At 28.9% G+C, this 13,607-nt stretch carries 13 protein-coding genes and 1 tRNA gene; 5 read left to right on the top strand and 9 right to left on the bottom strand.

Annotated elements, in window-relative coordinates:
- Nucleotides 1-8 precede the first annotated feature (8 nt).
- Genes ACNQ13_RS01270 through secG form a run of 3 tightly spaced genes read right to left on the bottom strand, consistent with a single transcriptional unit; the run spans nucleotide 9 to nucleotide 3,202 of the window.
- On the bottom strand, nucleotides 9-794 hold the full coding sequence (locus ACNQ13_RS01270) for a tRNA1(Val) (adenine(37)-N6)-methyltransferase (RefSeq protein WP_416741928.1): 786 nt from the start codon (nucleotides 792-794) through the stop codon (nucleotides 9-11).
- Nucleotides 766-2,970: a ribonuclease R gene (gene rnr / locus ACNQ13_RS01275; protein ID WP_418024503.1), complete on the bottom strand. Its 2,205-nt coding sequence runs from the start codon at nucleotides 2,968-2,970 to the stop codon at nucleotides 766-768. The genes ACNQ13_RS01270 and rnr overlap by 29 nt, the downstream gene beginning before the upstream one ends.
- 1 nt (nucleotide 2,971) lies before the next feature.
- Nucleotides 2,972-3,202 carry a preprotein translocase subunit SecG gene (secG, locus tag ACNQ13_RS01280; RefSeq protein WP_416741926.1) on the bottom strand — a complete coding sequence of 77 codons (231 nt, stop codon included), beginning with the start codon at nucleotides 3,200-3,202 and terminating at the stop codon, nucleotides 2,972-2,974.
- 308 nt (nucleotides 3,203-3,510) lie between these two features.
- Between secG and ACNQ13_RS01285 the strand changes: the two genes are divergently transcribed.
- Together ACNQ13_RS01285 and ACNQ13_RS01290 are read left to right on the top strand one after the other, a co-directional pair.
- The gene (locus ACNQ13_RS01285; protein WP_418035480.1) at nucleotides 3,511-5,871 is read left to right on the top strand and encodes a hypothetical protein; all 2,361 of its coding nucleotides are present in this window, start codon (nucleotides 3,511-3,513) and stop codon (nucleotides 5,869-5,871) included.
- Between the two features lie 8 nt (nucleotides 5,872-5,879).
- The gene (locus ACNQ13_RS01290; protein ID WP_418035482.1) at nucleotides 5,880-7,451 is read left to right on the top strand and encodes a hypothetical protein; all 1,572 of its coding nucleotides are present in this window, start codon (nucleotides 5,880-5,882) and stop codon (nucleotides 7,449-7,451) included.
- Nucleotides 7,452-7,493: 42 nt separating this feature from the next.
- On the opposite strand, the gene ACNQ13_RS01295 is transcribed toward ACNQ13_RS01290, so the two are convergent.
- Together ACNQ13_RS01295 and ACNQ13_RS01300 are read right to left on the bottom strand one after the other, a co-directional pair.
- Nucleotides 7,494-8,582, bottom strand: coding sequence for a zinc-binding metallopeptidase family protein (locus tag ACNQ13_RS01295; protein WP_416741923.1), 1,089 nt, complete (start codon nucleotides 8,580-8,582; stop codon nucleotides 7,494-7,496).
- Nucleotide 8,583: 1 nt separating this feature from the next.
- Complete coding sequence (locus ACNQ13_RS01300) at nucleotides 8,584-9,090, bottom strand: redoxin domain-containing protein (protein WP_418035483.1); 507 nt, start codon at nucleotides 9,088-9,090, stop codon at nucleotides 8,584-8,586.
- 227 nt (nucleotides 9,091-9,317) lie between these two features.
- Between ACNQ13_RS01300 and ACNQ13_RS01305 the strand changes: the two genes are divergently transcribed.
- Both ACNQ13_RS01305 and ACNQ13_RS01310 read left to right on the top strand, forming a co-directional pair.
- Nucleotides 9,318-9,848 (top strand): helix-turn-helix domain-containing protein, encoded by a 531-nt coding sequence (locus ACNQ13_RS01305; protein ID WP_418035484.1) that lies wholly within the window; start codon nucleotides 9,318-9,320, stop codon nucleotides 9,846-9,848.
- Between the two features lie 9 nt (nucleotides 9,849-9,857).
- On the top strand, nucleotides 9,858-10,343 hold the full coding sequence (locus ACNQ13_RS01310; RefSeq protein ID WP_418035485.1) for an IS30 family transposase: 486 nt from the start codon (nucleotides 9,858-9,860) through the stop codon (nucleotides 10,341-10,343).
- 121 nt (nucleotides 10,344-10,464) lie between these two features.
- On the opposite strand, the gene ACNQ13_RS01315 is transcribed toward ACNQ13_RS01310, so the two are convergent.
- The 3 genes from ACNQ13_RS01315 to ACNQ13_RS01325 all read right to left on the bottom strand — a co-directional run bounded on the left by ACNQ13_RS01315 (nucleotide 10,465) and on the right by ACNQ13_RS01325 (nucleotide 12,189).
- Complete coding sequence (locus ACNQ13_RS01315) at nucleotides 10,465-11,448, bottom strand: hypothetical protein (RefSeq protein ID WP_418035487.1); 984 nt, start codon at nucleotides 11,446-11,448, stop codon at nucleotides 10,465-10,467.
- 122 nt (nucleotides 11,449-11,570) lie between these two features.
- Nucleotides 11,571-11,654 (bottom strand) — tRNA-Leu (locus ACNQ13_RS01320).
- Nucleotides 11,655-11,691: 37 nt separating this feature from the next.
- Nucleotides 11,692-12,189, bottom strand: a complete 498-nt coding sequence (locus ACNQ13_RS01325; RefSeq protein WP_418027924.1) for a dUTP diphosphatase — start codon at nucleotides 12,187-12,189, stop codon at nucleotides 11,692-11,694.
- 330 nt (nucleotides 12,190-12,519) lie between these two features.
- Between ACNQ13_RS01325 and ACNQ13_RS01330 the strand changes: the two genes are divergently transcribed.
- Nucleotides 12,520-13,020: a hypothetical protein gene (locus tag ACNQ13_RS01330; protein ID WP_418035488.1), complete on the top strand. Its 501-nt coding sequence runs from the start codon at nucleotides 12,520-12,522 to the stop codon at nucleotides 13,018-13,020.
- A gap of 71 nt (nucleotides 13,021-13,091) precedes the next feature.
- Here ACNQ13_RS01330 and ACNQ13_RS01335 read toward each other — a convergent pair whose 3' ends face one another.
- Nucleotides 13,092-13,580, bottom strand: a complete 489-nt coding sequence (locus ACNQ13_RS01335; protein ID WP_418035489.1) for an HNH endonuclease — start codon at nucleotides 13,578-13,580, stop codon at nucleotides 13,092-13,094.
- Nucleotides 13,581-13,607 lie beyond the last annotated feature (27 nt).

Consider the following 13,607-nt stretch of genomic DNA (forward strand, 5'->3'; position numbering starts at 1 on the left):
TTTGCTCCTTAAACTTTTTTAGGCTTATATAAAGCTTTAATTTCAGGTAAATAAGCATGATTATTCTTATCATTACTGTCATGTAAGTAAAGGTTAGGAAGAAAATGCACCCCTCACCCAGCTTGATAACGAGCTTCAATTAAAGCAAATTTAGGTTTATCATCAATTCTTGGTAGGATAAATTGAATGCGTTTGGGTTCAAATTTATACTTACGTAAATATTCAAAAGTATCAACTAATCGTTCTACAGGTAGTACAATAGTTAAAAACCCTTTTTGTTCTATTATTTTACTGCAGCCCATAATTAATTGCTCTAAATTTAAATAAATTTCATGTGTGGCAATTAGCTTTTCTTGACTAATATCTTTTTTAATTTTACTTTTATCATATGGATAAAAAGGTGGGTTACAAAAAATGGTTTGATATTTAGCTCTAGCTTCTTTAGTATGTTGCTTTCAAAAATCATTAAAGTCAGCACAAATAACATTAATTTGATCTTGCATTTGATTCATTTCGACATTATGCCTAGCTAGTTGTGCAGCTTTTTCTTGTATTTCAACTGCATCAATTTGCAATTTACTTGAACGTGAAGCTACAAAAATTGATAGTGCACCATTATTTGTACCAATTTCAAGTGCTTTAGTAGTTTTTTGAGTTAAATAAATAAAGTTACCAAGTAAAATGGTATCAACTGAATAGTTGAACATAGTTTTATCTTGGTAAACATATAAATTTGAGTCAAAACCCAAAGAGTTTTTTACAAGTTTATTTTCTTTGTTTCTTAAACTTTGCATTGTTTCTTTCAGCTTCTTCTTTTTGTTTTTTATTCATATAATCTTGGTATAAATCAGCTAAAACACAGTCAACTTTACCTTCAACTAAATCCACTCCAACAACTACTACATCAACATAATCCCCTAAAGTAAACTTACGGTTAGCTGAGACTAATTTGGTTAATACATCATTAGCTTCATATTCACCATCAATTAAGGTACTTTTATGTACTAAACCACTAGCTTTAAATTCAAATTCAACAAAGAATCCAAAGTTTAAAATACTTAAAATTTGTACCTTAAAGGTTTTTCCAATTTGATTTTTTAAGAATTCAGCAAATTTTAAATCATTAACATTCCGTTCAATTTGAACAGCCTTTTGTTCACTCTTGGTATTTAGATCTCCAAAAATAGGCAGCATTTCTCTGTATTCATCTAACTTGTCATACTCTTTATTAATTAAAAAGTTTCTAATAGTACGATGAATTACTAAGTCTGGATATCTACGAATTGGACTAGTAAAGTGGCAATAAAATTTAGATGCTAGTCCAAAGTGGCCAATATTATTATCGGAATAAATAGCTTTTTGCATTGAACGTAAAAACATTAATTTAACAAAATCATCATCGCGTTCATTTTTAACTTTTGTAACAAAATCAGCAAATATTTTAGGTGTAATTGTATTAGCTTTTAATTCAGCTGCTGATACATTAATTGCAGCTAGTGAATTCTTTAATAAAGTTAATTTATCTTCATCAGGTGTTTCGTGCACACGGTAAAGTACAGGTAATTTAGCATCAAATAAATATTTAGCCACAGTTTCATTAGCTCTAACCATGAAATCTTCAATTAGGACTTCACTAAATCCACGAGGGTTGATTTCAATGCTTTTAACTCTTCCTTCCTCATCAAGTTTAATTTTAGGTTCTTGAATTTCAAAATCTACATAACCTTCATTAATTTTGTAATTATGTAAAATTAAACTTAATTCCTGGGCAGTTAATAACATATCCTTTAAGCGTTTAACTTGATTAGGATCATCATTTTCATTTAATAAACCTGTTTTATAAAACTTGTCAACATTCTTATAAGTTAATCTAAACTTACTTTCAATAATTCCTTGAGAGATTTCAACATTAACATTATTACCTTGTGGGTCAATTTCCATTTCACAAGCTAAAACAAAACGATCTTCGTTTGGATTAAGCGAACAAATTCCATTAGATAATTCAACTGGGAGCATAGGAATAACACGATCAACAAGGTAAATACTTGTTCCACGTTTTAAGGCTTCTTCATTGATAGCTGTTTCTTCTCTAACATAATAAGAAACGTCAGCAATATAAACTCCTAAAAAGTAGTTTCCATTAGCAAGCTTTTTAACTGTAATAGCATCATCAAAGTCTTTAGTATCGTCACCATCAATAGTAACGATCATTTCATCACGAAAGTCTTTCCGATTACTTCAATCTTCAGCCACAATTGTACTTGGTATTTGTCTAACTTCCTGTGCCATATTTTCTGGGAATGATAATGGTGCTTTAATTTGTTCAAGATATGATTTAACAAACACCATTGGGTCAGCTTCATTTGTTATTACACGAGCAACTTGAATATCTATACAGTTTCCTTCATAAGCTAAAATATTACAAGTTACTAAATCATTTAACTTAGTTGGAACAGTAGAAGAGATTAATTTTCACTTGCTAGTTTTCAATCTATTGTCAACTGGCACAAAGTATTTCGTGTCATTTTTTTCTTTTATAAAGCCTACAACCTCTTGGTTATTTCTTTGTACTATTGCAGTTACTACACCATGAGTTAAATCATCTCCTCCAGGAAGATCTGATTTGTAAACATTAACTTTTACAGTATCGCCATTAATTGCTCCATTAAAGTTAAATGATTTAACATAGACGCTTTTCTTGGTGTTATTTTCTTCATCAATATCATAGTCAACAAAACCAAAGTTTCCTTTTTGAGAAACATTTAAAATACCTTCAATAGTTTGCTCTAGCACTGGCGCATAGTACTCATCACGATTATTTTTAAAAACTAAATACTCACCTTGAAGTTCTGAAAGCACTCTTGTAAGCGATTTGTTATCTCTTGGCGAAATTTTAAAGTGTTTCGCAATTTCTAAGAAAGCTTTTGGCTTTCCATTTTTTATATAGTCATAAATAAGATTTTTTTTCATATTACATTAAGATTCTAATTACTAGTGACCCCACTATGATTAATGTTCCTAGTGTAATCATTGAATATTTTAAAATCTTTTTTACCCCTCTCTCTTTTGAATGTTTAAATAAGTCCAAATCACCAGATCCAACTAAAGCCCCTGAGAAACCATTTGAATCAGGTGACATTAAGAATGAAACTATGATAATTAAGAAACCTATAATTAGTAATACAACTACTAAAGAAGTCATCATTCCTCCTAAAATATTTAAATAGTATTTAAATAATACCACAAAAACTTCAAAAAATGTTGATTACCATTTCCTTTTATCCTTTTGCATAAGCTTTAAAAAAATCTTTTTAACTTTTAGCTTATAAAGTTTCTTCTTGTTTAGGACTTTTATACATATTTTCTAGTAAAAAAATCAAAAGACAAATTTTACTAATATGCCTACATAATAGGAATATTTGTAAAATAGTCTAGTTAAACTTGATAAAATTCTTAGAGATTTTATTCAAGTTACCTAAGCTTTTTAATTTAGAGAGTATAATTAAAATTATGAAGAAAATATATAGAAATTTATTATTAGCTAGCTCAGCTATAGCAAGTATTACCTTGCCAATGGTTTCAAGCAGCTGTAATCACAAAAACAAAACAGAGCAAAATGAAATTATTAAAAGTGTAGAAGCTTACAGAAATGTCTGCCAACTTTATGTAAATCAAGCTAATAAATACTTTACACAAGTAATTATCGATACTAAGAATGACAAATTCTTAGCACCAATTGCTGATAAATTTTATGGAGAATTATCACTTTCAAGCCCTAATGGTAAGCTTGATAATCTTTTTTACAACTATTACAATGATATTAAGAATGTAAATAATTTTGCAAGTCAAATGCAACAAACATTCCAAGCAATTTTAACTAAAATAACAAATGTTGATATGGAAAAGCCTATTGACTTTTATAGAAATGTATTGCAAAATCACAAATCAATCGGTGATATGTTTAATAACTTTATCCAAACCTATGCGGCTATTCTTGGACAAGCAGAAAAAGTAAATGCTGAGAAAGCAAAAGCATATCAAGACAAATTTGTTAATGACTTAGATGGTACCAAAAAAGTCTTTCAATTTTCACTAGTTCCAACAGTTTTACTCCAATTAGAAATTAAAAACTATGGAATGCATGATATGTTGTCATCCTTAAGCAAGACATTAAAACAACCAAATAAAGAACTTACGCAACTAATTGCAAGTAGTGAAAGTTGAATTAATAAATGATTAAAATATGTTAATGACTTTCAATTGCAAAATATTATCAACGATAAATGAGAATTAAGCGATATTATTACCAATATTCATAATGAATTTGAAAATAATGTTACTAAACCTTTCTATACAAAATTTATGGTACAAGTATTACAACAAAGACAACCAGAAAAAATGTTAAACGATCAGTTTAATGCTAACCCAGTGTATATTAAGTTTAATACCTCAAATCAAAATGTTAATGAATTAACAACTGCTGATCAAATTTTAAAACAAGATGTAATAGCAAAAGATAAAAAAGCAAGTGAAGCAATCCAAAATTTACTAACCAATTACAGCGATCATGGGAAAACATTAAATCCTAGTTATATGAATGATAATTTTGCTGGTGGTGAAAATGTGGACATTAAATTAGCTTATATTTCTAGTTCACAAAAACAAGAAACAGATAGTCTACAAGCTACTCTATATAACCGTGATGTTGCAACTAAAAAGTTTGCTTCTCAACCAGATATTACTACAGGATTGGCTCAAAAGTTTGATGCAAGTAATGTTAACCATGTAATAAAAGTAAATATACCTAGTCAAGTAGCAGGTGCATTAGGTTTAATTTTATCTCCATCACAAGAAAATTCAGAAATGAAAAAATTCTTTGAAACTACTAATGGATATTTACCATTTGGTATTAGAGGACTAAATGCTGATAAAAACTATTTAATAGGGCAAAACTTATTGGTCTTTTATTCTTTATATGCTGGATTACAAGGAAATAGATCTATTATCAATCAATGGGATCAGCTAATTTTTGAAAACTACAATTTTGTGTTAGCTAGCAAAGATACAACATTGAATGTAGAAGCTTATATTGGCATTAATGATGACTTATATAATAAGTTCTTTAAAAAAGATAATAAAGATAAAATACCAGCATTGATTAAAACTAGACAAGAATTAGAAAATAAACAAATAGTACTTGAAGATACATATTTACCATGAGTAAAAAATTTCTTAATTCCTAAATACCAGCCAAATGATAATACGAATTCAACAGACTATTACAATAGTCAGTTGGCTCGAATAATTACTGTTAAAGATGGAAAGAATTACATTACTGTTGACAAATGAATGCAAGCATTAAATAACATATTAGATTATTTAGATGCTGCTCCAAGCAAAGAACAAAGTGAAAAAACTATTCAAGATGCCATTAAACAACTTGAGTTGCAAAAAGATAGCATAACTAAAGACTATAACGATGAAATTAAACCAATTAATGATGAAAAAAGCAAGCAAGAAACAATCCTAGCTTCAAAAGATTCATCAACTGAAGATAAAGAAAACGCTAAAAAAGTTCTTGAACAAATTAAAAGTGCTTTAAATACTGCTAAAAATAGGTATTATAAAAACATTGAAGCATTAGACTCTCAAATTGCTGATGCTAAAGTAACAATCCAAGAATGAATTAGCAAAGCTCAAGACCATGGTCTTTCAATTAATCAGTACAGTGATATAGCAACAATTAAGTCTGAAGTTACTTCTATTTTAAATACAGTTAAAGCTCCAATTGATCAAGTTCAAAATCAAATTGACAAGCTTAATGAAGTAGAACTATTAAGTATCTTATTTAGATTACAAAGTAATAATTAAGGAGTAATATGAAATGAACAACTCTAGTAAAACTACTTGCACTTCCAAGTATTTCTCTAATAGGCCTTTCTAGTAGCTGTCAACATTCACAAACTCAAAATAATAATCCTATTCATAATGACTTATATGCTAAAGCTTTTTCTTCTGAAGCAAAAGTTTTTATAGATAACTACACCAACATGCAAAAACAAATAGTTGACTATATTTTGCAACAAAGTCAAGTCAACTTAGCACTAAGAGAGCAAATTAAATCTTATCGGCTAGAAAAGCCAAGCAGTTTTAATAAGTATTTTTTACCTTTTGCACAACAGCAAGTACAAAATGATAATATTTTTACTGCTAAATACAAGGAATTTCAGGCTATTTTTCAGCAAGCAAATATAACTAGTTTTATTTTGACTCAAGCGATGAAAAACTTTGTTGATGAAACCATTAATGAATGTAATGAAATGCTAGTGACATTAAATCAATATTTTGATATTAATCAAAACTTTTCTTACAATCTCCAAGAGGAATTTGCTAATGTGCAAGCTATTTATCAAATTTATTATCTAAATTCAATTTATGGTCATATATTAACCAATATAACTATCCTGAAGTCTAATAAGTCAATTAATTTAGATAAAATAGCTCACTTAGAGCAAACTATTAACAATAATTTAAAACAAGTTAAGTCTTTATATCAAGTTAAAAACAACAGCATTAACGTAAATACTTCATATAATGCAGGAATTAAACTATCCTTTAATGATTTGGATCAAATTATTGCTACTTATAAAAAAGAATTTGGGTCACTTTATTTAAAATCACTTGATTTAAATAAAAATAATAGCTTTACTTCCTCAATTAGTTCAATGAATAATCAAATGAAAATGCTTATTAGTAAGGAAGGAAATAACTTAGTAACTGACTACTTGTTCATTGATCCACATGCTTTTACACTAACTGCAAGCCAATTAGGAAATGATACTTATATTAATGAATTGAATAGATTAAGAAGAGAAAATTACCATATACTTTCAAATTACATTATTGATGATCTAGTTTATGATAAAAAAATCCACCTAAAAAGCAACTTACATAACAATGTGCAATTTGATATATCTCTTGTAGCAAAAAAACAAGGTAGCTTTAATACACTAGCAAATGTCCCAAGTCCAAACTTTGGTACAAAACTATCACAAGATAAAGAGCTGATAAATACAGATTACTTAATGCGCTTACAAGTTAATCAAAATCAGCTCAAATCACTTGGCATTTCTCTTATTTCAATCTTACAAAATCCTGTATTCAATACTCAAGGTAATGTGATTCTAGCTCAACCTGAAAGCTTAGCTGCTACATTAAACTTTGAAGGCGAAAAATTACAAATCTCACTAGCATATAAGGATGAAAATCATATAGTGCCCGCTGGTTGAGATACAGTATTATATCCAAATAAAAATATTGCTTTAGCTTATAACTTCCCTAAAAATGTTAAATTAAGTATTTTTAACATCTACCTAAAGTTAGACCAAGCAACTTATAACAAATTAGATCAAATGCAAAATAATGATACATTTGACTTAAAATTTATATAGAAAAATAACTACTAGTTCGCTAGTAGTTATTTTAGTCACTTATTATTTATATGCAATTTTTTCTGCGTATACTTCAGGCGAAAATTCTTTAATAAATTCTGTCATTAAATCAATTGTAGCTTGAATATCCACAAGAGAACATGAACCGATTGGTGAGTGTAAGTATCTTTGAGGAATTGAAATTGTCATTACTGAAACTCCACCTTCACCATATTGTAATTCAGCAGCATCAGTTCCACCACCTTCAGCTACATATTTATAAGCAGGAATATCTTTTCTCTTTGAAATATCCATTAAAACTGCAAGTAATTTTGGATCAGGCAATGTACCACCATCTTTAACTAGTAAAGAAACACCTTTACCAAGCACTGGTGTACCAGGTTTACATCCAGTTGTATCATGTGAAGCACCTGTATCAACTGCAAAAGCTACATCTGGGTTGATAATTGAAACTGAAGTTTTAGCACCTCTAGTTCCAACTTCTTCTTGAACAGTTCCAACTAGGTATAAATCACAAGCTAAATCTAAGTCAGCTAGGTTATTAGCAATAAATTCTAAAGCTGTAACACCAGCTCTATTATCCATAGCTTTTCCACCAATAATGTTATTAGCAAAGTGAATTGTTTCACCTGATAAGAAAATCTTATCTCCAATTTCGATTCCAGCTTCTAGCACTTGTTGTTTGTTTGCATACCCAAGGTCAACAAATAAGTCAGCTTCTTTGATTGCTACAGTAATTTTGTCTCTATCCATGATGTGAATTGATGTGTGTCCAAATACACCTTCAAATCTTTTTCCAGTAGCATTTGAAACAACAGTAGCTTTAGTTCCAATTACAACACTTGGTCATACACCACCAATTGTTGTAACTAAGATATTTCCGTTGTCAGCAATTGATTTAACCATGTAACCAACTTCATCCATGTGAGCTGCAAGCATTACTTTAGGCGCATTTGCAACTTTTGAAGGTTTATGGAAAATAATTGAGCCAAAAGCATCTCTAGTGATTTCGTATTTGTTTTTGATGTTTGCTCTTAGTTCATTTGCAACTGGTTCTTCGAAACGAGATATCGCTTCAATTGACATATATTTAGCTAAACGAGTAGCTAATTTTTCGTATTTTTTATCCATTTTAATTTTCCTTTAATAATTCATTTAATTTAGCTTCCATTGATTTGAAATCAACTTGCTCATTTGTGTTTTCGTTTATTTGCATATATTTAATCTTGTTTTGATCATCTAGTATAAATAAAGAACGAGCGCATAATTGTAATTGTTCAATTAATACTCCAAGACCACGAGCAACATCGTGTGCTAAGTAGTCTGAATATAATTGCACTCTACCTGTTTCGTGGTCTTCTGCATAGTTACTTAAAGCAGTTGGAAGATCCATTGAAAAAGTCACAAAATCTACATTTTTATATTTATGTGATAATTCAGCCATTCTTAAAATTTGCATATCACACACCATTGTATCAGCAGATGGGAATGTCCCTAACACTAAATACTTGTTTTCACGTTTTGGTGCGCTTTGGTCAAATTTACCTTCTTTGGCACCTTGAAGTACTACTTCATTACCAACAACTGGTGCTGTGCCAGCAAGGTTATAATCTTTATTTGCGAATTTAACTGTTCTCATAATTCTCCTTTATTTTTTATTTATTCAATTTTACTAAATGTTAGCTTTTGTGATAATAATTTTTACTTCAAAAATACTCCATTTAATAATCATATGGAGTATTTTCCTGAATTCTTAAATACAGTGCAACACCCTATATAATATTTATGGGGTGTTTTTGTATATTCTTGCATAAGAAAAGCACCCTGTTTAATTGACGAACCGAGTGCTTAAATAATTATATAAGTATGCAGAGAAAATACAAACGATTATCTCGAAAAGAAAGAGAAAATATTGAGGTGTTATATTTTACTACTCATCATTCAATAAGAGATATCGCTAGAATTATAAATAGAAATCCATCAACTATTTCAAGGGAGTTAAAACGAAATACTGTTAATAATGAATATGAGTCTCAAAAATCATTTTTAATATCTATGCATAGATATCATTTTAAAAGATCGTTTCCGTGAATGGATGAGAAATATTCAAAATTCCTTAAACATTTTAGGGCTGAATATTCTAAGAGTGTAATGGGTATCGAAGCAACATGGCATAAAGTTAAAAATAAATGGGATTGTTTTATGCCATCAATATCTACAATTTATCGCTGAATAGACTATTATCAGTGAAAGCCGGACTGATTAAAAAAGCCAAGATATAAGGCAAAAAACTCAAAGCGCAAACCCGGAATTCATAGACTAACTCATAATAAATATACTTTTCCAATTGCACTTAGACCCCATAAAATCAATGATAGAAGTGAATTTGGACATTAAGAAATAGATTTGGTTATAGGTAAAAAAGCAGGGATTCATGATCATTTATTAACGCTAGTTGAAAGACAAACAAGACTTCTTAAAATTATAAAAGTTCATGGAAAGGACCCATTTGAAATTAATAAAAAACTCTCAAAACTTATAACGATAATGGAAAGTGAAGGGATGTATGTTTATTCAATCACAGCAGATAATGGGTTAGAATTTGAAAAGCTTCAGTTTGTTGCTAAAAGAAAAGGTTTTCAAATATATAAGGCACAGCCTTATTGTTCTTTTCAAAGAGGAACCAATGAAAATGCAAATGGATTAATTAGAAGAAGATATAAAAAAGGAACAAATTTTGATAATGTAAATGAAAAATCATTGCAAAAATTAGAGAATGAAATTAATTCAAAACCAAGAAAAATTTTTAAATGAAAATCTGCTCTAGATATGTTTGAAAAACTCAAAAAAGAAAGGAAAAAGGCACTTAGTTCACTTCGGAAAATTAAATAACAATCGCAAGAAAAAATCTACGCCACAAAATTAGGTGTAGATTTTTAGTGTTGCACTGTACATAAGAATACAGGAAAATACTCCATTTAATAATCATATGGAGTATTTTTAGGTCTAGGAATTAGTAATAAAAGATAATATCAAAGATTTTCTTATTATCATTTAATTTTGAGTGCACTTCTTTTTTAAAATTAATATATTTAATTGCATTTTCATTAGAATCAAATATCGCATCATAATCATTAGGAAGTGCTGATGAAGCTATAAAAGTTTTATCTTTCAATATTCAATCTATTATTTGCTTTGCGATTTGCGCGCTCATTCTTGCATATGGGTTATCATTAACTTTATCAAAATTAATGTTATATATGTAACCACAACTTGGTTCAATATATCGCTTACTTCAGAATGGATTGAACTGTATTGTTGGAGCAAAGACATCTAAGTCTATTTTTTCATTTACTAATAGACAATCATCATTTGATGTTGCTCATAATATCATTTGTACTAAATCCCATATCTTATGGCGAACTTCGAACATATCCGAACTTCTTTCTAGCGTAAGTGATGTGTGACTTTCATCATTTATAATTGAATTAAGTCTATCGCACATTAACAAGAATAAATGTTCTGCCTTAGTAATTTTCTTCTTAGCAATTGTTTTTTTAAATCCTTGATAATTAGATATATTTTTCATTTTAAAAGATGGAAAATCATTGTCCACAATTTCATAAAGACTATCTAAATTTTCGATAGCATTGATTAATTCTTCCTTATCTTTTTCGTTCAATATTTTACTATCAATTGATCTAATGGCTTTTTCAGAACTTTGATCAACACTTTTATTTTTTAGAAAGCATAAATTTGTATAAGCCTTTACCATAAGCTTATAATATTCTTTATCAGTTATTTTAGTTCCTATATTATCTTGCTTTATATAAGTTGATAATTCACTTGGAATGTCTGCTTTACCAATTTTAAGATTTTGATTATCTGTTTTGTTATTGCTGGATTCATTTGTACTATTGTTATTGCAATTAGTAGCTATTGTACATATAACTGGTAAAGTAATAGTACTTAAAGTAATTAATAAATTCTTTTTCATGTTTACTCCTGTATCATCTATTTATTTTTATCTCATTTTTATTATATATTTTTTAATCTACTATTCAAGATGCTGGAAATATTTACAAATTAGGACACAAAAAAAGACTCCGAGGAGTCATATGGTGCCTTAGACAGGACTTGAACCTGCACGGATTGCTCCAGCGGATTTTGAGTCCGCAGCGTCTACCATTCCACCACTAAGGCAATAAGCTATATTATTATATAGCTTTTTATTGTAGAATTAGTAATTATTTGCAATTCTTTCATAGTTCTTGCGATTTTTTGCTTCATAAGCTGCAAATAAATCATCATAATTGTAACCTAGCATGACAAAACTTCCAAGTGCAACTTGAAATGCTTTAAGAATGTTAGTTTTATTAATTTCTTTCATAATATCAGCTATTGCAATAAATAGGTGTTGGAATTGTATGTTGATATCATCGCTTAAAATTAAAGGTTCAATTTCGGGATCAATTTCAAATTTATATGAAAAATTAACTAAAAAGTGAATTAAATCAGCAAATTCTTCAGTTACTGCAGATTTTTTAATATCCTTGTGAATTTTTCAGTATTTGAAACTTTGTACTTCATTAATATATTCAGCTGCTTCAATGATTAGTGCTAGAGTTTTTTGGACTTTGATATCTTCAACATTTAAATCAGGGTTTGCATCTTGACTCTTTTTAGCAATTTGTTTATCGAGTTCTTTTTGCATATCAAAAATTTTTGTTAAATTCATAGCTGTATTATATTACTTTTATTTTTATCAGTTAATAAAAAAACAGCCACTTATTTGACTGGTGAATAAAATCGTAAATGATTAAAAATAAAAAAACTATTGCTTGTACTACTCTAAAGCGTGCTAAATTATTAACAATTTCTTCGTTTTTTTATTGCTTATACAAATATTGTACTACCCTAAAACCACTACCAGGTCAAGCTGAATTATTGACTAGTTATTGCTTATACAAATATTGTACTATCTAGGAAAATCAAGGTTTCGCCTTTAACGGTGGAGCCTTTTTATTTAAAAGCTCCTAAAAATCACACAAAAGAAAAGGACACGATTATGAACAAATTAGAACACTTTAAAAGCTTATTAACACAAAACGCAGAACTATACTTTAACTCAATGGAAGAGTGAGAACAAGAAGTTGAAGTTAATCAACTAGACAAAATAATTAGAGACGTATTAGACGAAAAAACAATTTTCTTCAGCCTTGAACAACTTCAAGAATACTTCAAAGACGGAATTGTTAAAGATATCGACGAATTAGGATACTTTAGAAATGAAGAAACTGGAGAAGAATATAAAAAACTTATTACAGATAAAAACATTTTAGACCTAGAACTTGACGGAGATTGCCTTGTTGGAGAAGAAGGAACAGTTGGAGTATGAGAGTCAATTAAAAGCACATTCCCAACAATTCTAGACATTAACGAAGTACTTGATCGTTTTGATTATAAATTAGTTATTTATCTAGAAGAATACAGAGACAAATTATACCTTACACCAAAAGTTTTAGAAAGATACGACAGAGTTAAAAACGAATATCAATTTAATAAATAAAAAAAACAGGAGACAAATTATGAACACAACAAACTTATTAATTAAAAAGCGGGCGTAAAGCCCACCTATTCTTATAGCTCTAATTTAGTAGCTATATCGTTTGCTAGCACCTTGTTATCTATATTAGGTGTTATTCACTTTACGAACCAGAAAAAGTTACAAAGGAACTCAACTATAAGAGCTAGCTCTTTAATACTATAACTTTCAAAAGGTTGAGCAAAATAAAAGAATACAACATTTCCTACTTGGTAAAAGTTTGTATAAGCATTCTTAAATAGAGTGTTATCACCCACCTTTAAACCACGTGTGGAATTAAAAACTAACTTAATTTTTTTAGAATTATCAACTCTTAATTTTCTTAATTTTTGAGTTCTAAAAGTTTTTTGGCCGTGGCACTTAATACATAAAGTTTGTAAGTTTTCTGGATTTAAAAAATAAGTTTGATTATTACCGTGTTCAATTATGTGATCGACTTGTAACTGTAAAGTAGTTTGACAAGCAACACAATATGGTTGAGAGTTTAAATGTTTGTCGCGTAATGTAGCCCATTCTTTTGACATATATGGAAATTTTCAATTTATCATAAC

The organism is Mycoplasma milvi, from assembly GCF_048284715.1.
In the GTDB taxonomy this organism is placed as follows: Bacteria; Bacillota_I; Bacilli_A; order Mycoplasmatales; family Metamycoplasmataceae; genus Mycoplasmopsis.